The 22,218-nt window shown below is 52.0% G+C and carries 16 protein-coding genes; 12 read left to right on the top strand and 4 right to left on the bottom strand.

All coding sequences use genetic code 11. The features are described from left to right. Positions 1-26: 26 nt before the first annotated feature. From SH527x_RS07500 to SH527x_RS07480, 5 genes are all read left to right on the top strand, one after another. Entirely contained in the window at positions 27-1,235 is a 1,209-nt protein-coding gene (locus SH527x_RS07500) for an AAA family ATPase (protein ID WP_437194034.1), read from the top strand. Positions 1,236-1,427: 192 nt separating this feature from the next. Beyond that, positions 1,428-2,177, top strand: coding sequence for a UMP kinase (gene pyrH / locus SH527x_RS07495; protein ID WP_437194033.1), 750 nt, complete (start codon positions 1,428-1,430; stop codon positions 2,175-2,177). Positions 2,178-2,548: 371 nt separating this feature from the next. Beyond that, entirely contained in the window at positions 2,549-3,400 is an 852-nt protein-coding gene (locus SH527x_RS07490) for a fumarylacetoacetate hydrolase family protein (RefSeq protein ID WP_437194032.1), read from the top strand. A gap of 182 nt (positions 3,401-3,582) precedes the next feature. Next, positions 3,583-5,055, top strand: a complete 1,473-nt coding sequence (locus SH527x_RS07485; RefSeq protein ID WP_437194031.1) for a M81 family metallopeptidase — start codon at positions 3,583-3,585, stop codon at positions 5,053-5,055. 107 nt (positions 5,056-5,162) lie between these two features. Beyond that, the gene (locus SH527x_RS07480) at positions 5,163-6,368 is read left to right on the top strand and encodes a mandelate racemase/muconate lactonizing enzyme family protein (protein ID WP_437194030.1); all 1,206 of its coding nucleotides are present in this window, start codon (positions 5,163-5,165) and stop codon (positions 6,366-6,368) included. Between the two features lie 80 nt (positions 6,369-6,448). Here the strand turns inward: SH527x_RS07480 and SH527x_RS07475 are convergent, their stop codons facing one another. Continuing rightward, a complete protein-coding gene (locus SH527x_RS07475) occupies positions 6,449-7,195 on the bottom strand; it encodes an IclR family transcriptional regulator (RefSeq protein WP_437194029.1) in 747 nt (248 codons plus the stop codon). Between the two features lie 552 nt (positions 7,196-7,747). Between SH527x_RS07475 and SH527x_RS07470 the strand changes: the two genes are divergently transcribed. The 5 genes from SH527x_RS07470 to SH527x_RS07450 all read left to right on the top strand — a co-directional run bounded on the left by SH527x_RS07470 (position 7,748) and on the right by SH527x_RS07450 (position 15,960). After that, positions 7,748-9,328 carry a peptide MFS transporter gene (locus tag SH527x_RS07470; protein WP_437194028.1) on the top strand — a complete coding sequence of 527 codons (1,581 nt, stop codon included), beginning with the start codon at positions 7,748-7,750 and terminating at the stop codon, positions 9,326-9,328. Positions 9,329-9,638: 310 nt separating this feature from the next. Next, positions 9,639-10,610, top strand: coding sequence for a DUF1559 domain-containing protein (locus tag SH527x_RS07465; protein WP_437194027.1), 972 nt, complete (start codon positions 9,639-9,641; stop codon positions 10,608-10,610). Between the two features lie 126 nt (positions 10,611-10,736). Further along, positions 10,737-11,180: a hypothetical protein gene (locus tag SH527x_RS07460; protein ID WP_437194026.1), complete on the top strand. Its 444-nt coding sequence runs from the start codon at positions 10,737-10,739 to the stop codon at positions 11,178-11,180. Between the two features lie 219 nt (positions 11,181-11,399). Further along, on the top strand, positions 11,400-14,528 hold the full coding sequence (locus SH527x_RS07455; RefSeq protein WP_437194025.1) for a DUF1553 domain-containing protein: 3,129 nt from the start codon (positions 11,400-11,402) through the stop codon (positions 14,526-14,528). Between the two features lie 25 nt (positions 14,529-14,553). After that, positions 14,554-15,960 (top strand): DUF1501 domain-containing protein, encoded by a 1,407-nt coding sequence (locus tag SH527x_RS07450; protein ID WP_437194024.1) that lies wholly within the window; start codon positions 14,554-14,556, stop codon positions 15,958-15,960. A gap of 125 nt (positions 15,961-16,085) precedes the next feature. Here SH527x_RS07450 and SH527x_RS07445 read toward each other — a convergent pair whose 3' ends face one another. Together SH527x_RS07445 and SH527x_RS07440 are read right to left on the bottom strand one after the other, a co-directional pair. Continuing rightward, on the bottom strand, positions 16,086-17,396 hold the full coding sequence (locus SH527x_RS07445) for a tagaturonate epimerase family protein (protein WP_437194023.1): 1,311 nt from the start codon (positions 17,394-17,396) through the stop codon (positions 16,086-16,088). 277 nt (positions 17,397-17,673) lie between these two features. Then, on the bottom strand, positions 17,674-18,951 hold the full coding sequence (locus tag SH527x_RS07440; RefSeq protein WP_437194022.1) for a BBP7 family outer membrane beta-barrel protein: 1,278 nt from the start codon (positions 18,949-18,951) through the stop codon (positions 17,674-17,676). 497 nt (positions 18,952-19,448) lie between these two features. Between SH527x_RS07440 and SH527x_RS07435 the strand changes: the two genes are divergently transcribed. After that, on the top strand, positions 19,449-20,312 hold the full coding sequence (locus SH527x_RS07435) for a glycosyltransferase (protein WP_437194021.1): 864 nt from the start codon (positions 19,449-19,451) through the stop codon (positions 20,310-20,312). A 92-nt stretch (positions 20,313-20,404) separates the two neighbouring features. Here the strand turns inward: SH527x_RS07435 and SH527x_RS07430 are convergent, their stop codons facing one another. Beyond that, on the bottom strand, positions 20,405-20,569 hold the full coding sequence (locus SH527x_RS07430) for a hypothetical protein (RefSeq protein ID WP_437194020.1): 165 nt from the start codon (positions 20,567-20,569) through the stop codon (positions 20,405-20,407). Here SH527x_RS07430 and SH527x_RS07425 point away from each other — a divergent pair. Continuing rightward, complete coding sequence (locus SH527x_RS07425; protein WP_437194019.1) at positions 20,568-22,133, top strand: glycosyltransferase family 39 protein; 1,566 nt, start codon at positions 20,568-20,570, stop codon at positions 22,131-22,133. The genes SH527x_RS07430 and SH527x_RS07425 overlap by 2 nt on opposite strands. Positions 22,134-22,218: the final 85 nt, after the last annotated feature.

Genomic DNA, 22,218 nt, shown 5'->3' with positions numbered 1-22,218 from the left:
CGCATTGAATAAAGGACGTTGGTGAGATGAGTAACGTAAATCGCCTTGCCATTGTTGATCCAAATGACGCCAGCCGGAATTCCATTAAGAATCTGCTGCTTGGAATCGATTCGGTCTGGTTGGAAGCGGAATGCGCTCGCTATGACTTCTTTGCGGATATCGTAAAGCAGACTCACCCTCAGATTGCACTCGTTTCTCTCGACTCTGATCCTTCTCGGGCACTGGCTCTGGTTGCAGAGATGACTCGAGAAACGCCACAGTGTCAGGTGTTGGTCGTCAGCCGATCTCAGGAAGGCGCGCTGATTCTGCAGGCGATGCGAAACGGAGCCAAGGAGTTTCTGAGTTCGCCGCTGAACCTGGATGACTTCCTCTCAGCGTTGAGCCGCTTGCAGTCATCGTCCAGTGGAAAAGAAGGCCGCTCACGAACAAGCACCGTGATCTCGGTTGTCGGATCAGGGGGCGGTGTTGGTTGTACATCGCTGGCCGTGAATCTGGGCTGTGCACTCGCATTAAACAAAGCGAACAGCGTTGCAATTATTGATCTCGATCTGGCATTAGGCGACGCTGATGTCTGGTTGGACATCATTCCGGACTACACGATTCAGGATGTCGCCGAGAATATTAATCGTCTCGACTTCTCCATGCTGAAGCGTTCATTGACTCAACATGCCAGTGGGGCATTTTTGCTGCCGCGCCCAGTGCATCTTGAAGCAACTCCACCGATGATCCCGGACGAACTTCAACGTGTGATTGCCTTGTTGAAGGCGACATTCACCCATCTGATTATCGATGTCAGCAAGTCATTTTCGCCACTTGATAAGGCGGCGATGGACGTTTCGGATCACATCTTTGTTGTGACCCAACTTGATTTACCTTGTCTGCGAAATGTCGTGCGGATCAATCAGTTCCTTGATGATCAGGGGCTCGCACAGAAGAACAAGGTGATCGTGAATCGAGTGGGCCTTGGGGATGCTCAGATCAGTTTGAGCAAAGCATTGGAAACGATCGGCCGGGAAGTGTTTTGGCAGATCCCGAACGAGTACGCGGTTGTGTCAGAATCGCGGAACAACGGGGTCCCGCTGGTCACCGAGTTTCCAAAGTCGAAGATTGCCAAAGCCGTTTTTCAGCTCGCGGCACATCTCGATTCGGCCAGTCAGGCCCTTCAGCCAGAGTCCGACGCAGGCGAGAAGCCGAAACGCCGTCTCTTCAGTTTTTTGGGGCCAGGCAACAAATAGAGGATCGCCCATGCGGCGAATCCGAAATCAGCACACATCAAAGGCTTGTAGAGTTCAGCATCTTCCCTGAGAATTTGACGTGAATTTCCACTCTTTGCTGTGGATGCGATATAAAGTGTGTGAGATCGCCCTACGGGGCGTTCCTCAGAGAATCAGAAGAATTGTCAGAAACGGAATAAGCGAAGATTTCCCATGACTGAATCCGGCTCCACGGCGTTTAAGCGAGTAGTCCTGAAACTGAGCGGCGAAAGTTTTTGCCGTGATCGTGAAGGAGGAATCAGCATGGCGGAAGTGACTGCGATTTCAAAGCAGATCAAATCCGTTGCTGCGACCGGGGTGCAACTGGCCATCGTGGTCGGTGGGGGCAACATTCTTCGCGGGAAGCAGTTCTCGCAGGTGAGTGCCGCGATTCATGCGTCTACAGCCCACTACATGGGGATGCTGGCGACAGTCATCAACGCTCTGGCGTTACAGGACGCGTTGGAAAACGAGAATGTTTCCACACGAGTTCAATCTGCGATCCGAATGGAAGGGGTTGCCGAACCGTTTATTCGCCGTCGCTGTATTCGCCACCTTGAGAAAGGTCGCGTCGTCATTCTGGCTGCCGGAACAGGGAGCCCATTCGTCACGACAGACACCGCTGCAGCGTTGCGAGCCCGAGAAATCGGAGCGGACGTGCTGATGAAAGCGACCAAAGTCGACGGTGTGTACTCGGAAGATCCAAAGAAGAACCCACACGCGGTTCGCTACTCAACCATTACGTTCCAGGACACATTGAAGCAGAATCTTCAGGTGATGGACGCAACGGCCATTCATCACTGTATGGAGCACAACATCCCGATTCTGGTCTTTGATTTCGGCACTGGCGGAAACATTCTGCGTGCCGTTCAAGGCGAGCGAATCGGGACCATCGTTCATAACGCTGGTTCACCAGTGAGCTAGACCTTTGTGTCAGCGAACAATTCAGAAGGCTGTCTTCTCAGATGAGGGGGCAGCCTTTTCTGTTGGCTGGATGAGAAGTTCTCCGGCGTGTTTGATCACGTTCAATCGGGGCCACTGGTCAACTACTGTTGATGCAAGATGCCGCAGAAATTAAAGTCCAGTTAAGGAAACTGTTCGTTCCGATATGTGGAATTGGATGGGCGCTGAATTTTGGAACTCATGAGCCTTTTCTTCGGCGACGGATCGGGCGGACGATTGAGCTCTAATTGGAATGACGGATCGCAATGCGATCGAGTACCCTGTCTGAACATTGACCGTCACCGATGTCGGCGGTTTTCAAAGAGCATTCGTTTAATGCGGGAAGATGTCATATGCAGTTGATTCGCTTCGGCCAGTTTGGTCAGGAAAAGACCGGTGTGTTGCTGGCAGATGGGCGTCGTAAAGACGTCAGTACAATATTCGCCGCTTATGACCGGAACTTCTTCAACAACGGTGGGCTGGATCACCTTGCAATGTTTGTGAAGGAGGCAGAATCTCTGCCAGACGTTCCGCAGGATGCACGCTGGGGAGCTCCTGTTTCTCGACCCGGTAAAGTGATCTGCGTCGGGTTGAATTATGCAGACCATGCGTTGGAATCCGGGATGGCGATTCCGACAGAACCAGTCATCTTCTCCAAGGCCGCGAATACAGTCGTTGGTCCTTATGATGACTTGTTGATCCCCCGAGGAAGTCAAAAGACAGACTGGGAAGTGGAGCTTGGGGTCATCATCGGGAAGGACGCTCGTTATCTGGAATCTGTTGAAGCTGCTGAAGAGTGCATCGCTGGGTATTGCGTATCTCATGACGTTTCTGAACGCCATTTCCAACTGGAGCGGGGCGGCCAATGGATTAAAGGGAAGAGCTGCGACACGTTCAACCCGTTGGGGCCTGTCCTTGTGACCAAGGATGAAATCGGCGACGTCAGTAATCTCGATATGTGGCTGACAGTCAATGGTGAACGTCGCCAGAACGGCAGCACAAAAACGATGATCTTCAAGCCAGCGTTTGTGCTGCATTACCTGTCACAGTTCATGACGATTGAAGCCGGTGATCTCATCTCCACAGGCACCCCTCCAGGTGTCGGCATGGGGATGAAGCCGCCGCAATATTTGAAGGCCGGAGACGTCATTGAACTCGGAATCCAGGGACTCGGAATTCAACGTCAGGTCTGTCGGAACGCATAGTTTTCTGATGACAAGTTGCCGGGGCTTTTGAGAAACCCGAACAACGAAGCAAAGGTTCCTCATACAGAATGAGTTCAAGCGTTTTGTCTGCGGAACCTTGTTTCAGGTCCATTTGAATCGACGTTCTGGTGATGCATCGATCGTCCTCTTCGTACTCCTTTTTGCCTTGTTGAAGACCTCATATGCGAGTTGGCATTCTTTCGATTCAGCACGAGTCCAATACCTTCATTCAGGGAGTGACGACGCTTCAGGACTTTCACAACGATGTTCTGCTGACTGGTGAAGCGATTCGCGCGAGCTACAAGAATTCGAAGCATGAAGTCGGGGGATTCTTTGGGGGGCTGGAAGAAGCCGGAATTGAAGCAGTACCTGTTCTCTTCGCGCGAGCCATTCCCAGTGGAATCATCGAATATCAGACGGCTGAGGCTCTGATCGACTTGATGTCCGTCGAAGTCCAGAAAGCAGGAAAGTTGGATGGCTGGCTGGTCGCTCCGCACGGAGCCGGTGTCAGTCAGTTGGATCGCGATTTCGACGGTCGCTGGCTGGAAGTCTTTCGATCGATTGTTGGGCCCGATGTGCCAGTCATCTGTACGCTCGATGCTCATGCAAATTTGTCTCAAAGGATGGTCGACCTTTGCGATGCGACGATCCTGTATCGAACGAATCCTCACGTTGATCAACGCGACCGTGGACTGGAAGCGGCGAAGCTGATGGCGCGGACACTGCGAGGTGAAGTTCGTCCAACGCAACGTGCCAGCTTCGCTCCATTGGCGATTAATATTGAACGGCAGCACACCTCCTCGGAGCCATGTGCATCGTTGTATCAACGTGCAAATGACATGTTGAAACAGCCGGGCGTGTTATCCAATAGTGTCGTGCTGGGTTTCCCTTATTCTGATGTGGAAGAGATGGGAACCAGTTTTGTCGTGGTGACGGATGAGAACCCGGAGTTGGCGGCATCGCTTGCAGGAGAGCTGACGGACTATGTCATGGCTCACCGGCATGACTTTGAAGCACATTTGATCTCGATTGATGATGCAATCGCTCAAGCGGCGCAGTTGCCGGGTCCTGTTTGCCTGCTCGACATGGGAGACAACGTCGGAGGAGGTTCATCGGCAGATGGGACGCTTCTGCTGCACGCTTTGAATCAGCATGGAGCCATCACCGGGTTCGTCTGTCTGTACGATCCGGAAGCGGTCATCGCATTGAACGATTATGAAATCGGTCAGGTTGCCCCGTCGATCGCCATGGGCGGAAAGACTGATTCATTGCATGGTGCCCCCTTTATTGCTGACGTTGAAGTCGTCAGTCGCCATGAAGGCACATTCGCTGAAGATCAGGTACGTCACGGGGGAAGTGTCGAGTTCAAGATGGGCCCGACGGTCGTTGTGCGAACGAACAACGGCCTGACGATCATGTTGAACAGTTTGAGGACTCCACCATTCAGTCTGAAACAACTGACTTCATGTGGCGTCGATCCGAAGTCGTTTCAGGTGCTGGTCGCGAAGGGGGTACAAGCACCAGTCGCTGCCTACCGTGAAGTCTGTCAGCATCTGATTCGAGTAAATACGGCAGGGTCGACGTCAGCCGATATGAACAGCTTCAAATACCAATACCGGCGGTCGCCATTGTTTCCGTTTGAACGTGATTTCTAACAATCGGCGATTCCCTCTCGTGTCCGAGCGGCAGGCGTTTGGCGAGAGATGACAATGCTTTTGTGCGTCAGAGAACAAATCGACAACTCGCGGCAGATGGATGAAATATGAAGATCGTCAAGATTGAGACATCGATCCCGGACAAGATCATGCCGGGGCTTCTGCTGTTGCGAATTCATACCGACGAGGGAATTGTTGGTTGTGGGGAAACCTATTACGCCCCAGAGTCAGTAGCGAGTCTGGTTCATGACTGGATGCACCACTACCTGCTCGGGAAGAACCCTCTCGATATCGAAGCGCATTGGCGTTTTCTCTATGAGCGGACGACGAACTTCGGATCACGTGGAGCTGAACTGCGAGCGATTTCTGCGATCGACCTCGCACTCTGGGATATCTTTGGTCAGGCTGTCGGCCAACCTGTCTGGCAATTGCTAGGAGGCTGCGTTCAGGAAACGATTCGCACCTATAACAGTTGCGGGGGGCCTTCATATGGTGGGAAAACGGCAGGGCACATCTGGCCGGGACACGGGCCGATCGGCAATCAGGGACCATTGAATGATTATTGGTCCGTTGTGCATGAGCCGGTTGAACTGGCAAAAGATCTGTTGAGCGAAGGGTACGAAGCCCTGAAAACATGGTCACTCGACTTTGCTGCTCATAAGGTCAATGGGCCGTTGCATGTCAGCCACGCCGATGTGGATAAAGGACTCGAACCGTTTCGAAAGATCCGTGAAGAACTGGGAGGCCAGATTGAATTGATCATCGATGGCCACGGCTTCTTCCAGTTACCAGCCGCAATTCGAATTGCCAAAGCCCTGCAGGAATTTGACATCCTGTGGGCAGAAGACATGATGCGGGTGGATTCGATCGATACGTTGGCCGATTTCCGCCGTCATGCTGGAATTCCTCTGGCTGTCAGTGAGATGTTCAGCGGCCCGGACGACTTCCGACTTGTTCTCGAAAAGCGGGCTGCCGATTTTGTGATGATCGATCCCACCTGGGTTGGGGGGATCTCGCAGACTCGGAACCTCACACGACTGGCCCAGTTCTATAACGTTCCAGTCGTCATGCACGATTGCACTGGTCCACTCACGCTGTTGTCTGGAGTGCAGGTGGCAGCTGCATCGAACAACGTGGCCTGGCAGGAGAGTGTGCGGGCACACATCCGGATGCTGTACCCAAGCCTGATTGACACGACCGTGACGATCACTCAGGGACGAATCGAGATTCCACGTCGCCCAGGGATCGGAGCCAGCTGGCTCCCGGAACTGTTCAAAACGGACCTGAAAAATTATCGCGCGACGACAATTTAACGCAGCACGATGAAGAAGGTCTCCATGTGGAAATGAGTCTGGGAGTTCTCAATTCCACATGGAGTGTGATGGCTGACAAATCATTTTTGTTCACTGAGCTGTGAACTGATCTGTCTGGCAGTTTCGACCACGGCGTCAATCAGGGACTGCTGGGAATTCAGATTCACTCTGGCAGTAGGCAAGCTGATGCTCACTGCGGCGACCACTTCATTGTTTTCAAAAACAGGGGCACCAATACAAGTCACTCCGATGTCGTTCTGGTCCTGCTCGATGGCGTAACCGTTTTCTCGAACAAGCTGATGAATCGAAGTGAGTTCTTCCGGAACGACTGTCGTGAACGGAGTTCGCGCGACGAGTTTGGTTCGGGTGATCAGTGCGTCCCATTCGACATCATCGAGACGTGCTGTCAGCACTCGACCGAGCGCTGTCGAATAGAACGGATCTGTGCTGTTCGGTTCAACGACACGACGAAACGGATGCCGGCTTTCCAATACCTGGAGGTAACGGACATTGACGCCCCGTAACACTCCAAGATTGACGGTTTCGCCAGTTTTATCGTGGAGTTCTCGAAGGAATCGGTCGGCGACTTCGGCAAGTCGATCGTCAAGTCTTCCCAGTGTTAACCGGCGAAGCTTGGGAGTGATCTGGTACTTCCCTTTCTCCACGCGACTGACATAACCCAATGAGACGAGTTCCTGAAGTAAGCGATGGACGGTGGGCTTGTGATAGCCGAGCTCGGTCACAATGGCGACGAGTGGCATTTGCCCATCGGCAGCAGCAAGAACTTCTAGAACGTGAAATGCTTTACCTAGAGATGAAGTATCCATCGAATGTGAATCGTCTCCTGAGAGCGTTCTGCTCTACCAAGTGTCCGCCCGACAGATTCATAACTCGCTCAAACAGTTCCATCCATCTTGTGGCTGCGCAGGAGCAAGCTCAAGAAAACAATTGCTGAATTCCTTGTGCCTACTGCGTTTCACAGTCCATTTGCATACAAAAAACATCTGTCGCGATCGACTCTGAATTTCTGTTTTCGGTCGCAATGTTGATTTCATATTTCCGCCCAGCTCTGCCGTTCATCTGCCATTCAGCTGGTGAAAGCACGTTGTATGAGGTTGCCAAGAAAGCTGGGTGTTCTAACGAGTTTCCTCTGGGATGAACGTGATGCAATAACGATTTTGAAATGAATTGAAATGATGACGTGAAGGGATATTCAGAATGAAGTCATATTTCGAATATCTCTGAATTGTACTCTGCTTGATGAACACCAGCAATCAACTGGATTTGTCTTGTGCGAATCGTCAACTTGCGATGGCACAATTGGCGTCGCCGGTGTTGGGCTCAGGTGAAAACTGTTGTGAACTGGAAAGCGGAATCTCATGAACTCACAGACGCCAATCAGCCTTCGTGAAGAGACGACTTCGGAGGCATCAGGAGGACTCTTTCGTCACCCGCCCGGGTTGTACGTTCTCTTTCTGACAGAGATGTGGGAGCGTTTCAGCTTTTATGGGATGCGGGCATTACTCGTTTTCTATCTCACAAAGCATCTGCTGCTGACCGATCAAATTTCGCTTGGGATCTATGGGGCTTACGTTGCACTCGGGTATGCGACTCCAGTGATTGGTGGTCTCCTTGCTGACCGCTATCTTGGTCAACGACTCGCGGTCACGTTCGGCGCCATACTGATGTGCTTAGGCCATCTGGGGATGGCGATTGAAGGTGCCCCGAGTCGAGCAGTCATCAACGAAGCCGGTGTCGCTTCGATTGTTCACGACGAACCTGCGTTGCAGATCTTCTATTTCTCGTTGGCGTTGCTGATCGTCGGAATCGGATTTCTGAAGCCGAACATCGCCACGATTGTCAGCCAGCTTTATAAGGATGATGACCCGCGCAGGGCTTCCGGGTATACGATCTTCCAGATGGGAATCATGTTGGGGGCTGCGCTCTCTGCTGGTGTCTGCGGTTACCTCGGCGAGCAGTATGGCTGGAGCTATGGGTTCGGGGCCGCTGGAATCGGGATGTTCATCGGGCTTGTGATTTTTCTCTCTGGTCAACGTGCCTTGAAAGGCGTTGCCGAACCACCATCAAAAGAACGGTTGCATCAAACGGTCCTTGGCCCGTTAAGTCCGATGCATCTGATCGTTCTTGGAGCGGCAGGGGCGGTTGTTCTGTTTTGGCTCCTGTTGCAGCACACGCAGTATGTCGGTTATCTGTTGGGAGGATTTTCCGCGTTTGTCGTGGGCTTTGTTCTCTTTGTATCAATCTTTCGATGCAACAAGATTGAACGAGACAGAATGTTGACGCTGCTGGTCTTGCAGTTGGCGTTGACCTTCTTTGCAACGCTCTTCGAACAGGCGGGAGGAGCATTGAATCTTTTCGCTGATCGCAATGTCGATCGCCACATCGGAAGTGGAGAGATCAAGGCATCGCAGCTTCAGAGTGTCGTGCCTGCGACCATCGTATTACTCGCTCCCTTTTTTGCCTGGCTCTGGCCCAAGCTTTCTGAGAAAGGCCGGAACCCGAGAACTCCAGCCAAGTATGCACTGACAATGGTGCTGATGGGATGCGGATTCGGGATTCTGGCACTCGCAACAAGCAGCTTTGCCGTTGAAGGGAAAATCGCGCTCGCATGGCTACTGTCGGCCTATGTGCTGTTTGGTGTGGCCGACCTCATCATCGTGTCGGTGTGTTACACGACGATCACGTTGCTGTCTCTTCCCCGAATTGTGGGAATGATGATGGGGACGTCCATGCTTGCGATTTCTGCAGCGAACTTTCTTGCAGCGAGGATTGCGACCTGGATGGGACCCCTGAAGTCCACGGCTCCGACTTCGCCTGTCGAAACGCTGTCAGCATACAGCAATCTCTTCTCCACGCTTTCGACATCGGCTTTCATCTGCACAGCCATTTTGCTGCTGCTGTCACCTTTTCTGAGCAAAAGAATGCATGGGATTCATTGATCCGACGCATGTTGATATCAATTGGTGGTGATTCGTGTTGACGCTACTGAATGTGAAAAGGTAGAATGCAGTGTATCGTAAAGTGGAACGATAGTTGATTCAAATCCCACGACGGATGATCGCTACTCACTCCGACGATGCGGTGCTTTTTAAGAAGCGTTCTGATTTCGGACATTCAACAGCGCGTGCGACACACCTTGCGAAATACGCAAGACATCTGACTCAGAGGTGACTTGAAGCGTTGATGAAGAATGACCGGAATAAGCTGTGTGGTTCGTTCGGGCATTATTCTTTTCTGGGGCGACCAAGTATGAATCAGTCTCGACCGTTTCGCAGGCACACTGGTTTCACATTAATTGAGCTGCTGGTTGTCATCGCGATTATCGCGATTTTGATCGCACTGTTATTGCCTGCTGTTCAGCAGGCGCGGGAAGCAGCCCGACGTTCGCAATGCCGAAACAATCTGAAGCAGGTCGGGCTTGCGATGCACAACTACCATGACACGCATGGGACGTTTCCATACGCCTATCGCTCATTTGATAACCCGCCAGGGGGAGCAGGACTTCCTCCAGGGACGACCAAAGCTCGGGATACATGGTTTCATCGTATTCTTCCCTTCATAGAGCAAGCCGCACTTTATAACAAGTATGAGTCGACTAACGATGTGTTTGTGAACGGCGCTCAGTTCCGTATTTTGGCAGCCACTAAAATCGCGTCATTCGTCTGCCCCTCCAACCCTGATTACGGAGGAGCAGGTGCAAATTTGAATGATGGGTTTCAAGGGACATACGGCGTCTGTCTGGCTGGTTCATCGGTCGGTGGGTCGATGGCGACTGGTCTGGAAACGACGACCAGTGGAAAAGGGATGTTCTTCTATGCATCCAGTATTCGGATGCGAGACTTGATTGACGGGACTTCGAATACCTTGCTGGCTTCTGAGAGTATTGCTCGCCCGATGGACAATGTCGGAGCACATGGAGACTTCGGCCAGTATTGGGGAGGGGCGACTTGGGGAGCGACTGGGTTCACAGCGGCCGAACCACCGAACACGACGCTGAGCGACGTTGTGCATTCCTGTAAGTCGACGACAGTTTCGCTGGCTCCTTGCACAACCAATACGACTCGCGGGATGCAATATAACTTTGCTCGCAGTTACCACACCGGGGGAGCCCATGTCTTGCTGGCAGATGGTTCTGTTCGTTTTGCCAGCAACAATATTCATCGTCAAACTTTCCAGAATCTGGGCGATCGTGCTGATAATCAGGTGATCGGAGAATGGTAAGAATTGGATCTTCGGCTTCGACCTTTTGTTGCCGCTGGTCACTTGCCTTGATTGATCCTGTTCGATGCTCGTCGTTTCGCAGGGACATGATTGAATATGAACTTCATGAGATGGGACTGTTCAGCGATGATGTTGGCACCTGAATCGATGGTTTCACGATCACTCTGTTCGGCTGCGATGCTGTCTGTGTTGATGTTGTCTGCTCTTGGATGTGGCGGGACTCAGGCAGGGCCGAAGCTGTATTCCGTCAGCGGCAAAGTGTCGTTTGATTCTGTACCGGTCGAGAACGGGTTTATTACGTTCAAGGATCAGGCAGGTGTGGTTCGCAGTTATGGTGGGGAAGTGAAGAACGGTTCGTTCAGCGTTCCAATCGAACCGGGAGCTAAGACGGTTGAAATCACTGCATCGCGTGAGGTTCCCGGTAAGACGATGCCAGGTCCTTCTGGTGGGGAGGTCCCCGCTGTTGAGTCCTATATCCCTCCTCAATACAACGCCAGATCGCAGCTGAAAGTGGACATTGAACCGAAGAATCGGAATGATCTCGACTTTGATCTAACCAGCAAGAAGTAGAGCTGAGCGATCAGGCGTATGATTCGGTATGGACTCCGTGACCTGAGATTCAATCGAGCAAAAGACGTGCGACGTTGACTGTTGCTGATCGAAATTCGGGGGCAGATTTGTTATCGTGGGTCTGCAAACACTGTTGGGACAATACGGTAAGAATTTCGAGCTCAAGGGTTCTGCTCTTGATACTTTTAGAAGTATGAGATTTGACGGAGAATCGCTTCCATGAACACTCTGCAGCGACTGCTCTGTTTCTCTGTTTGTATTCTCTCAGTGCAAGCTGATGCCACATTGTTGTGTGCCGATCAGCCTGATGCGGAAGGCATTCGATTCTTCGAGCAAAAGATCCGGCCGGTTCTCGTCGAGCATTGCTATGAATGCCATTCAGAGAAATCAAAGCCGCTACAAGCTGAATTTCTTGCGGATAGTCAAAATGGGCTTTTAACTGGCGGAGCTTCCGGCCCAGCGATTGTTCCCGGGAAGCCCTCTGAGAGCTTGCTTCTTTCGTCGCTGAAGTACAACGGCGACAGTTACGATATGCCTCCCAAGGGCAAACTTCCGGACACAGTGATCGCTGATTTCGAGAAGTGGATTGCAATGGGGGCGCCGGACCCACGAATCGACGTCCCGAAGGCGACTGTGAAACGTGGGATTGATTTCGAATCCGGAAAGAAATTCTGGTCGCTTCAACCTCCAAAGTTACATCCGGTCCCATCGGTCACGGATACGAACTGGCCAAAGAAAAAACTCGATTACTTCATTCTGGCAGCGCAAGAGAAAGTTGGATTACATCCGGCCTCTCAAACTGACCGTCGAACGTTGATTCGTCGGGCAAGCATGGATCTGACCGGCCTTCCACCGACTTTTGAAGAGACCGAAGCATTTGTTCGAGACTCGTCCCCGGACTCATATGAAAAGTTGATTGATCGTCTGCTTGCATCACCCCGATATGGTGAACGCTGGGCGAGACATTGGCTCGATGTGGTTCGATATGCTGAAGACAATGTGAATATGGGCCCTCATAATGGTCCCTATCATCACGCGTATCGCTACAGAGATTGGGTTGTCGGCGCCGTGAATGCGGACATGCCGTACAACGAGTTCGTCCTGCGTCAGCTCGCAGCCGACTTCTTACCTGACAGCACGCGGGAAGACCTGGCCGCATTGGGATTGTTGGGCCTTTCTCCGCAATATCACAAAGAAGTGTTGTTGGCGAAGATCGCGATTGAAGGGCAATACGCCGACGAATGGGAAGATCGAGTCGACGTTGTCAGCCGCGGCCTTCTTGGTTTAACCGTCGCCTGCGCACGTTGTCATGATCACAAGTACGATCCCATTTCGACAAAGGACTATTATGCACTGGCAGGAGTTTTTGCATCGATTCGACAGACTCCGCGTCCGCTAATTTCTGATGAAGACGTCCAGAAATCTCAACCTGCCAGAGACGAAGTGCAGAAGCTGTTGACTCAGGTGACCGCTCACAATGCAGAGATTGCGAAGCTGAAGAAGAAGGAAGTCACCACTCCGGAGCAGACAGCGGAACGCGATGAGAACGTCAAATCGCTTCAGACTCAGATAGCGGAGAAGCGTGCTCGCATTAAAGAGTTGGAGCAGACGCCGAATTATGTTGTTCCATCTGTTGATGCCGTGACGGAAGAGATCGTCGTTGTCGAAAAGGATACCGAGACGCGTCAAAAAATTTCCTACGTGCCGAACTCGCCTCGGGACCTTCCGGTGTTTATTCGAGGCAATATTACGAGTCCTGGCGAAATTGTTCCGCGTCGGTTCCTTGAAGTGCTTTCAAAGGGAGAACCAGTTCCCTTCAAGCAAGGGAGTGGACGGTTAGAACTTGCCGAGGCCATCGTTTCACCAGCCAATCCATTGACCGCCAGAGTCTTTGTTAATCGGGTCTGGATGCATCACTTTGGCGAAGGTCTTGTCGATACGCCGAGTAATTTCGGAGAGACCGGCTCCGCTCCGAGTCATCCTGAACTACTGGATGATCTGGCTGTGTTCTTTATGAACTCCGGCTGGTCATTGAAATCACTGCACCGCGAGATCATGCTTTCCGCCACTTATCAACAGTCGTCTTCGGTCGAGCCCAATTTGCTCGCGGAAGAGAAGGATGCCGATAACCGTCTTCTGTGGCGTTTCAATCGTCGGCGTCTTGATGCAGAAGCCTTGCACGATGTTTTGTTGGTTGCTGGAGGAAATCTCGATTTGAATATGGGAGGCCCTTCAGCGAGTATTGATGAGCCAACGTTCAACCGTCGTTCCATCTATGCCACGATCTCACGAAACAGACCCAGTGCTTTTCTGCAGGTGAATGATTTCCCGGACCCGACAATTCATGCAGAAAAGCGGGCATTAACGACGACCCCGTTGCAGCAGCTTTTTGTCTTGAATTCGCCTTTCGTGCGGACACAGGCAATTTTGTTGTCGGAACGAATCGCCGAAGGTTCGGTGACAGATCAGATTCAAAAGCTTCATCAGGTGCTGTTCAAACGAGAGGCGACTCCAGAGGAAGTGGCCATTGGTCTGCAGTATCTTTCCGCTTCAACGGGCGTTGATCCACAATTGCAGCAAGAGGGCGAGATTCCGACCTTTACCGGGCATAGGATGAAAGTGCAGGGGGTTCCGTTAGGAGAGACCTATTCCATCGAGATCTGGTTCCGAAATACGGTCCCCTATCAAGAGCGCCCAATCACCGGATATCTGTTTTCAAGAGGAAACGATAAAGCTCCACAAGCAGAGGGGGACCACATTGGAATTGGTGGGACGTCTCGGGCGGGGGCTGGCGGCAAGTTGTTGTTCTTCAACGGAAACCGTGCGAAGCAAAGTGTGCTTGGAAAGACGGTCCTGGAACCGGATCGCTGGCATCACATCGCGTTGATTCGCAGTGGTCAGGATATTCGCATTTATTTGGACGGGCAGTCAGAACCTGACGTCAGTGGCACAGTTCCGTCTGATTATGATGTCACCAAATCAGAGCTTTTCTTTGCTGGCCGAAACGATAACTTCGCGAATTTTCTGGGCCAGATGGGAGGAGTCACGGTTTACAATCGAGTTCTGACTCCGAAGGAAATCTCGATTCATTATGATGCTGCTCGTGTCGGGCAGGGCCAACCGGATTTTCGGGCTGCGACTCAAGCCGTATTGGAAGATGCTCCCACTGCACACTGGGCATTGTATTCCCGTTCCGCGCTGAACAGTCAGGCTCGGGACATCACTCCCAATGGACATCATGGCATCTATGAAGATGGACTGGCGGGGAACGGACGTTTGAAGGCGACTCCCTGGATTCTTTATTGCCACGCAATGCTGTGCAGTAATGAACTCCTGTACGTCGACTAGACCCGCCGATCACTGGAGCAATGAAATGAACTTGCTGAATCCGAGTATGAATCTTCCCTGGACTCGACGCCAGATGCTGCAGAATGTCGGCAGCGGAGTCGGAATGCTGGGGCTCGCCAGTCTGATCGCCGAATCGAGTCAGCTTCAGGCAGGGAAAGCTGGTGACATCACGTCATCTGTCCCCCATTTCCCGACAAAGGCCAAACGGGTGATCTTCCTCTTCATGGGAGGTGGGCCGTCTCAGATTGATACGTTTGACCCAAAACCTGATCTGGTGAAATACGCCGGACAGCGCCCCGACGCGGTGAATGTTCGTACGGAGCGTGAAACCGGCGGCATCCTGCCATCGCCGGTCAAATTCAGCCCAGCAGGTGAGTCTGGAATTCCGTTCTCAGAACACTTCCCGGAACTCTCCAAACATGCTGATGAAATGGCGATCATCCGATCGTGCCATACCGACTTCCCGAATCATGCTCCAGCCTTATGCATGATGAATCTCGGGACGCTGACACCGACTCGTCCGAGCATTGGTGCCTGGCTGACCTATGGCCTTGGCTCTGAGAATCGCGACTTGCCGGGCTTTCTGGCACTTTGCCCGGGCAGCCCGGTTGTTGGTCCGAAACTCTGGGGAAATGCATTCCTTCCTGGGAAGTTTCAGGGAACCTATATCAATCTGAAGCAGACTGCTCCTTCTTCAATGATTCCGCATCTGCAGAACCCTGATCTTGCAGCGGAAGCTCAGAAACGACAACTGGATCTCATCTCGGCGATCAACCGCCAGCATCAGACAATCCGCTCACATGAGTCGGATTTGGAAACGCGAATTTCGGCGATGGAACTTGCATACCGAATGCAGTTCGAAGCCATGGAAGTCTTCGATGTGGATAAGGAACCAAAACACATTCGTGAGGCATACGGCAAGAGCCAGTTCGCTAACTCCTGTATCCTGGCAAGACGACTGAGCGAACGTGGAGTGCGTTTTGTTCAGCTTTATCACGGAGACCGGCAGCCTTGGGATACACATTCGAATCATTCGACCCAGAATGCGAATCTCTGTCGGGAGATTGATCGTCCAATTGCCCAGTTGTTGACCGATTTGAAATCCCGTGGAATGCTCGATGAAACACTGGTGATCTGGGGGGGTGAGTTCGGGAGAACGCCGACTTCAGAAGGAGGGGACGGACGCGATCATAACCCTTACGGCTTCTCGATGTGGATGGCCGGTGGTGGAATTAAAGGCGGAACCGTACATGGCGCGACTGATGATTTCGGAATGCGAGCCGTGCACGACAAGGTTCACATCCATGACCTGCATGCCACGATCTTGCACCTCATGGGAATAGATCACGAACGCCTGACCTATCACTACTCCGGCCGTGACTTTCGTCTGACGGACGTGCATGGTCACGTCGTGAAGAACATCATTGCCTGATGTCGGCCATTCAATGATTTCGTGAAATCACGAATTGTTGAGTCGCGAATCACAGTTAAAGCACAGCGAAAGCGGAGCGAGAACTTTTCGCTCCGCTTTCTTCATTTGTCCGCCTTCTTTATTGGTCAAAGTCGGGCAGAATCTGCAATCTGCAGTGCTCTCAAATGATGCGTGAAGTGTTCCGTCAGCAGTTCTGTGTAAAGGGCTTCGTTCTCTTTGAGAAATTGCTTGATCAGCGGCCCGAATTCCGGGTGGGTCAGTACAGAACCAAATGTGCAATGGAGGATCTGACGACCGGGTGCGGTGAATCCGGTTCCACTCGGGACATCACTCCAGCATTCCAGATAGACCGCTTCCAGTCTGCGAGCATCCTGAATGAACTCAGGATCGGGAACTTGCTCAAGTGTTGCGGAAACGTGATACGTCGCTCTGTCTGTGTTGTAGCGTGATCGAGAGAACGCCACGATTCTTCGGAATTCATTTGGAGAGGTCTGAGCGACAACTCGCAGGGCTTCCAGATAGCTTGTTCCGGCAGTCTTAACGTGAAAGCGTCCATGTGTTGCCTGGGCGAGAGCCTGATAGATCGAGAGCTTGTCAGACCCGGAATGCAGGCTCAGTTTATATGGTCCCAACTCTTCTGCGATTGCCGCATGATGTCGCAGCGAGTCTGTGAAGGTTGTGAGATCACCTTTGAAGTCGATTCCTTTTTCAAACTCGCCAATGAATCTTGGTGCAAGGCTGACAATTTGAACCTGATGACGCCGCAGTTGATCGGCAAAAATATAATGTTCAGCAAGGCTTGTTGGCTGATCAGTTTCGTCGACACTGATCTCAATTTCCCACTGCTGGTTCCGCTGTCGAGCTTCTGACTCAATTGTTCGGGCGAGCTCAATTGTTCGATTGATTGCGAGCCCGTATTTGACTGCGGCTCTTAAAACCGATTCTGGTGAAAATTCGATTTCGAGACCCGTTGAGAGTTTGACCGACTTTCCACGGTAATGTTCGAGCCAGTCGATCATGTTGTAAATGGCATTGAACTTCGACAACAACATCTCGTTTGTGTCTCGGTCTGCCTGTTGATCAACGACTTCTGACGGATCGATTGTGAAGAACACGAATCCGGCGTCGATTGTCGAGCGGACATCAGCCGAAGTTTTCAGGTGATCGGCATCAGCTCCCCAGGAGTCTGAATACCCTGCCACCGTGATCGCCTGCTGCGCGTCGTTCATGACTTGCTGCGGGGTTCTGCAAGTGCGAGTCATTTCTCGAATGGACTGTTGTGCAAAGATCCCTCGAATGGGGCCACCAGCGGCATTCAGGGCAGCGAGATGGCCCGGTGTGGCGAACCCGAGTCGATCTCCGAATCCAAAACTGGGAGTGAGCCCGAGAGGTGACGGAGGATTCAATGTCGCCGGAGATTGATTCTGTGGTTGCATCTGAAATCTGGCTCAACTCAAGTCTGTTCACTGAATCGAGTGAAATCGCTGACTCAGATTGGAGCCGAAATTCCGCATCGCAACAGACAAACGACGATGGTCTTCTGAGGAATGACACGTGTGATAGTTGAGCATGTTTTGATTCCTGCTGCCAGATCGTATCTGTCGCCGAGTGCAGAAATACCGGATGCGAAAAGGAAAATGACCGACATCCATTGAGATGTCGGTCATTGAAGTTCGTTTCTCTTGCAGCGATCGCAATCCAGACCGAACTGGTTTAACGGAAGGTGAATTCACCGCCGACTGCAAAGCCGTGTGCGACAAACTCTGATGTCGTGGGCTTCAGAGTAATTGTTGGTGCCTGATTCACTGAGGATGGAGAATCATAGTAGATGTTGTTGAATGCTCGGGAGAAGCCGCTTGCGAGAATCAGCTCGTATGAAGCGAAGATCTTCAGGTTTGGACTGACCTGAAATTTCCCAGACAGAGACAAGTCAAAAAGTGGTGCGAATTCTGTCCGAGTGTCTTTGATCGCCCGATCTGCTTCCGTTGCCTGATTGGGGTCCAATGATGTTGTTGGATTGAAGATTTCGCTTGTGTAAACCCCTTCGCTCAGGCGGTTCAAACCCAACAGAAACTTTGTTTCCGCTCCCAGTTCAAGACGTCCCAGTGTGGTTGACGCTTTGAGACCGATCTGAGGACCAAAGATGTTGTTTCGTGCCATGGACGCGACCATGTGATTCAAAGTCACTGTTGGACTTTGAATGTGCTGGCCGGAGATATTCAGACTGTCGTCCAACTGCAGAAATCGAAACCCCAGAATTGGTGCGAACTCGACAGCGACGTTCGGAGTGAACGGATCAAAAATCCAGTTCGCTTCTGTTCCCCAGAATTGCGTTTCCTGTCGAGCAGTATAACTCTGGTTGAACAGGATCATCATCGAGTTGGAGACTGTTCCATTCGTCAGCAAAGTCATCCCGCCGATGACGGTCTCTGGGCCGCTGGCCAGGGTATCCTGAAACGGTCGGACGTTGATCACGTTATCGACTTGCTGGAAGTAGAAGATTTCTGCTTCCAGTGTTCCGACATTCGTTGGAAATCCAACAGTTCCGCGCAGACCATCCAATGTGTCGTAACTGTGGTTCAGAGATGGAACCACAGCGGCAGTCTGTGGCTGAAAGCCTGTTGACGGGTCAACAGCAGGCAGACGGTTATCTCGGGTTTGACCACTGATGTCAGCTCCGGACGAATTGGGCGCGCCTAGAACAACGCCATCGCCCCCGGAGATTTTCCAGTGAAGATAGTCGAGACGGACATACGACTCTGCAAAGGCTTCCTGCAGTGTCAGATGGCCGGCCCCATTATGGTTGTACATCGACCGCCGCTCTGGGAGCAGCTCGTCGTAGAGTCCGGGATCGTGATACCCGGGCATTTGATATGGCGAATAGCCTCCCGGCGGGACTGCTCCAGGAGCTCCCCACGGGTCTTGCCCCCATGCAGATGCTGGGAGAAAGGCACCGAGCGCCATGAGAATGCCGGTTGTCCAAAATTTCATGATGCCGATCCTGGTCGAACTGAAAGTCCAGGCTCCTCGCGGTTGATAGGCCAATTGCGCGAAGTCGCTCAGTCGTCATTATCGGCGTATCGATGTCGTCAATTTAGGAAAAGATTTCGGGTTCTGCGGAAGGATCTAATTTTTCTGAAAATGGCGATCTTGCTGAAGAAGAGGGTTGCAAGGCCGTTCCGTTGAGTCGCCTGCGAATGGACTGAGAGGCGGGAAGCACTGTTAAAAGAGGAGAAAACAGGATCGAAAGCACGCTGATAAAGTTGTGTCGGGGCCCAAGAAATGTGACTCAAACCAGTCACTGAGTGTTGCTGAAACTGCCGCACGATTCCCATTCTGTCCTGTCCAGACGCCCGAAATGACGTCTGGTCGGGATAATCTCTTGACCAAACAGAACTTGACTTTTAGAGTCACTCGTTGAATTTCTCGCAGATGCCGCATGGATGCAGTGTTCTACGCGATTCAAGACATGGAAGTTGGAGTGAAACATGCCCGTGAAATTCGCATCGAAGACGGGTATCGTTGTCCCATGCTATAACGAATCAAATCGGCTGGATTTCAAGGCGATCACCGAGTTCCTGCGCAGTGAACCGGACGTCTCGTTGTTGTTTGTTGATGATGGCAGTCGGGATTCAACTGCTGATCTCCTGTCTGAACTCGTTCAGCAGAATCCGGTTCAGGTGTCTGCGTGGAGTCTGGAAGTCAACTGCGGAAAGGCGGAAGCCGTTCGCCGCGGTATATTGAAAGCGGTTGAACTGGGATACGAAAACATCGGGTTCTGGGATGCCGATCTCGCGACTCCGCTGACGGCAATTCCTGACTTCATTCGTGTCCTTGAGAAGCGTCCGGAGATTGACGTTGTCTGGGGATCGAGAACACAATTTCTGGGACGCCGCGTTCGTCGGGATAGAAACCGATACATCCTCGGACGGATCTATTCGAATTTGTCCGCGAGAGCGAGTTGCGTTCCGGTTTACGACGCATCATGCGGTGCGAAACTGTTCCGCAACAACGAGTATCTTGCACCAGTCTTTCAAGAAAAGTTTTCGTCACGATGGATCTTCGACGTTGAGATCTTGTCACGTTTGAAGCGTTATTTAAGACGTGTTGAAAATCGTGACGTGAACGACGCGTTATACGAATTGCCAGTCGACCAATGGTCGGAAGTGCCGGGCTCGAAGATCCGTTCAGGAACTTTTGTTCGTGCGTTCTTTGAATTGCTGAACGTTGCGGTCAAACATCGCATTGAGGTCTACCCTCAAGAGAATCTCAGCCTGGTCAACGCCCAGCCGGTGAAGATGCTCGAACTGACTGCGTCACCAATTTTGATCTCGATCAATCGAGCGGCATGATTTCTCACAGGCTGAGTCAGGCGGATCTTGTCTGCTGGCGACGGACTGAGAACTCGGAATCGATGTCGCTGCGTTTGATAAAGAGCTCTCGATTACCTGATGAAGCCGTTGTTCTGCAGTCGCTTGTAAGACCAGAACGTATGAGAGCATTTCCAGAAAATATGCAGCGTTTCAGGCACGCGGGATTCAGCTTTTCTCCAGTCGAGAAGGCTGCTGCGAGACCACATGATCGACCGAACCGGACTAGGGAGTGACATGAATTCGACCTCCCTGTCCCCGGCAGAAATTGAGGAACCTTCGCCTCGGTGGATGACAGACGCAACCGCGTTTCGTCTCTTTCTGGGGTTCTGCCTTCTGCATTTTCTGGTCTGGGTGATTGTTCCAACGATCACACAACCGAATGCCTGCCTCGATACGATTGAGATGATCTATTGGGGACATGAATGGCAGCTCGGGTATTCAAAACACCCTCCGCTTCCCGCCTGGATTGCTGAAGGAAGTGCCGTTCTCTTTGGCCCTGCTGTGTGGCCGTTCCATGTCATCTCTCAGGTGATGATTCTCGCATGCTTCTGGAGTGTCTGGGTCGTAACAGCACCGACGTTGGGGGCGAGAGTGGCTCTGATGGCGGTCGTGGTCCTCGAAGGCTGCTATTACTATCAATTCACAACGACTGAGTTTAATAACAACTCACTGTCCCGTGTGAATTGGGCACTGACGATTGCATTCCTTTACTTGGCGTTCTCGTCAGGCCGACTTCGTTATTGGGTCTTGTGTGGACTGACTCTGGGATTGGGGATGCTGTCAAAATATGACACGGCTTTCCTTGCTCTGACGATGATCCTGTTTTCTGTCCTTCATCCTCGTGGACGTGCGGCCTGGCGAACTCCGGGACCCCTCATCGCGTTGGGTGTTTCCTTGATTTGTTTTGGTCCACATCTCTACTGGCTGATTGCCAACGACTTTCCAACGATCCGATATGTGCAGTCGCGGTCGAGTGGCGAAGAGAAAAGCTGGGCCGATCGGCTGACGAATCCTGCGAAGTTTGTTGGATCGCAGATTGCTGCCGTCGGTCTGACACTGGGATTGATGATTCCATCGCTGGGTTGGAAATGGCGTCGACAGCCTGTCACTCCGATCAACCAGAATTTCGGTCGGGATTTCATTCTGTTCTTTGCATTGATTCCGATCCTGTTGATCCTGACCGTTGGAGTAACGACCGGTGTGAAGATGAAATCACTCTGGGGGTCTCCTCTCTTCACGTTCATTGGTGCGGCGATGTTCTGTCTGTACCAGTACCGCGAGGACGCCCGAACTGTCTGGAGAGTTGTGAAGCTTTCGGCTGGGGCCTGTGTGTTGGTAGCTGCGGTGTTGGTCTGGCACGACATGGTTTTGCCTGTCATGAGAAAGGCTCCACTACGAATCTGCTTCCCCGGTCGGGCTTTGGCCGCTCAGGTCGACAGAATTTGCAAAGAAGAATTCGGAGGGCCGACGCCAATTGTGGGAGGCAATCGGTGGCTGGCTGGCAATGTTGCTTTCTATTCGCCTTCACGTCCAAGTGTGTATGCGGATCTGGAAGAAGAGGCGACTCCCTGGGTTTCTGATGACATTCTCAATCAGCGTGGGGGAGTCATCCTCTGGAGCACTGGGGAATACACGCCAGAGCAGATCGACGAACTGAGGCAACGATATCCACGAGTGAAAATACTGGATCCGATCTCGATTTCGGCAAGTGTGCTTGCGACAACTCTGCCTGTAGACGTGCAGATTGCAATTGTGCCTTCGCAGGAATTGACAGGCGATTCACAGCCAATCAACAAGTAGTGATCTGCTTGTTGTGAGTCGCTGAATTACGTTGACTCTGCTGAGCAACAAACAGAAAGACGCAAACATAAAGAGACCTCTCAAC

The sequence above is a fragment of the Planctomicrobium limosum genome, assembly GCF_051465645.1.
Classification (GTDB): Bacteria; Planctomycetota; Planctomycetia; order Planctomycetales; family Planctomycetaceae; genus Planctomicrobium.
Note: the sequence above shows the minus strand (reverse complement) of the source record. Positions and strands in the feature narration are given on the sequence as shown.

What these genes read in the sequence shown, in the direction of transcription:
- SH527x_RS07500 (WP_437194034.1), top strand. Translation starts at nt 27, where the DNA reads ATGAGTAACGTAAATCGCCTTGCCATTGTTGATCCAAATGACGCCAGC.
- pyrH (WP_437194033.1), top strand. Translation starts at nt 1,428, where the DNA reads ATGACTGAATCCGGCTCCACGGCGTTTAAGCGAGTAGTCCTGAAACTG.
- SH527x_RS07490 (WP_437194032.1), top strand. Translation starts at nt 2,549, where the DNA reads ATGCAGTTGATTCGCTTCGGCCAGTTTGGTCAGGAAAAGACCGGTGTG.
- SH527x_RS07485 (WP_437194031.1), top strand. Translation starts at nt 3,583, where the DNA reads ATGCGAGTTGGCATTCTTTCGATTCAGCACGAGTCCAATACCTTCATT.
- SH527x_RS07480 (WP_437194030.1), top strand. Translation starts at nt 5,163, where the DNA reads ATGAAGATCGTCAAGATTGAGACATCGATCCCGGACAAGATCATGCCG.
- SH527x_RS07475 (WP_437194029.1), bottom strand. Translation starts at nt 7,195, where the DNA reads ATGGATACTTCATCTCTAGGTAAAGCATTTCACGTTCTAGAAGTTCTT.
- SH527x_RS07470 (WP_437194028.1), top strand. Translation starts at nt 7,748, where the DNA reads ATGAACTCACAGACGCCAATCAGCCTTCGTGAAGAGACGACTTCGGAG.
- SH527x_RS07465 (WP_437194027.1), top strand. Translation starts at nt 9,639, where the DNA reads ATGAATCAGTCTCGACCGTTTCGCAGGCACACTGGTTTCACATTAATT.
- SH527x_RS07460 (WP_437194026.1), top strand. Translation starts at nt 10,737, where the DNA reads ATGATGTTGGCACCTGAATCGATGGTTTCACGATCACTCTGTTCGGCT.
- SH527x_RS07455 (WP_437194025.1), top strand. Translation starts at nt 11,400, where the DNA reads ATGAACACTCTGCAGCGACTGCTCTGTTTCTCTGTTTGTATTCTCTCA.
- SH527x_RS07450 (WP_437194024.1), top strand. Translation starts at nt 14,554, where the DNA reads ATGAACTTGCTGAATCCGAGTATGAATCTTCCCTGGACTCGACGCCAG.
- SH527x_RS07445 (WP_437194023.1), bottom strand. Translation starts at nt 17,396, where the DNA reads ATGCAACCACAGAATCAATCTCCGGCGACATTGAATCCTCCGTCACCT.
- SH527x_RS07440 (WP_437194022.1), bottom strand. Translation starts at nt 18,951, where the DNA reads ATGAAATTTTGGACAACCGGCATTCTCATGGCGCTCGGTGCCTTTCTC.
- SH527x_RS07435 (WP_437194021.1), top strand. Translation starts at nt 19,449, where the DNA reads ATGCCCGTGAAATTCGCATCGAAGACGGGTATCGTTGTCCCATGCTAT.
- SH527x_RS07425 (WP_437194019.1), top strand. Translation starts at nt 20,568, where the DNA reads ATGAATTCGACCTCCCTGTCCCCGGCAGAAATTGAGGAACCTTCGCCT.
- SH527x_RS07430 (WP_437194020.1), bottom strand. Translation starts at nt 20,569, where the DNA reads ATGTCACTCCCTAGTCCGGTTCGGTCGATCATGTGGTCTCGCAGCAGC.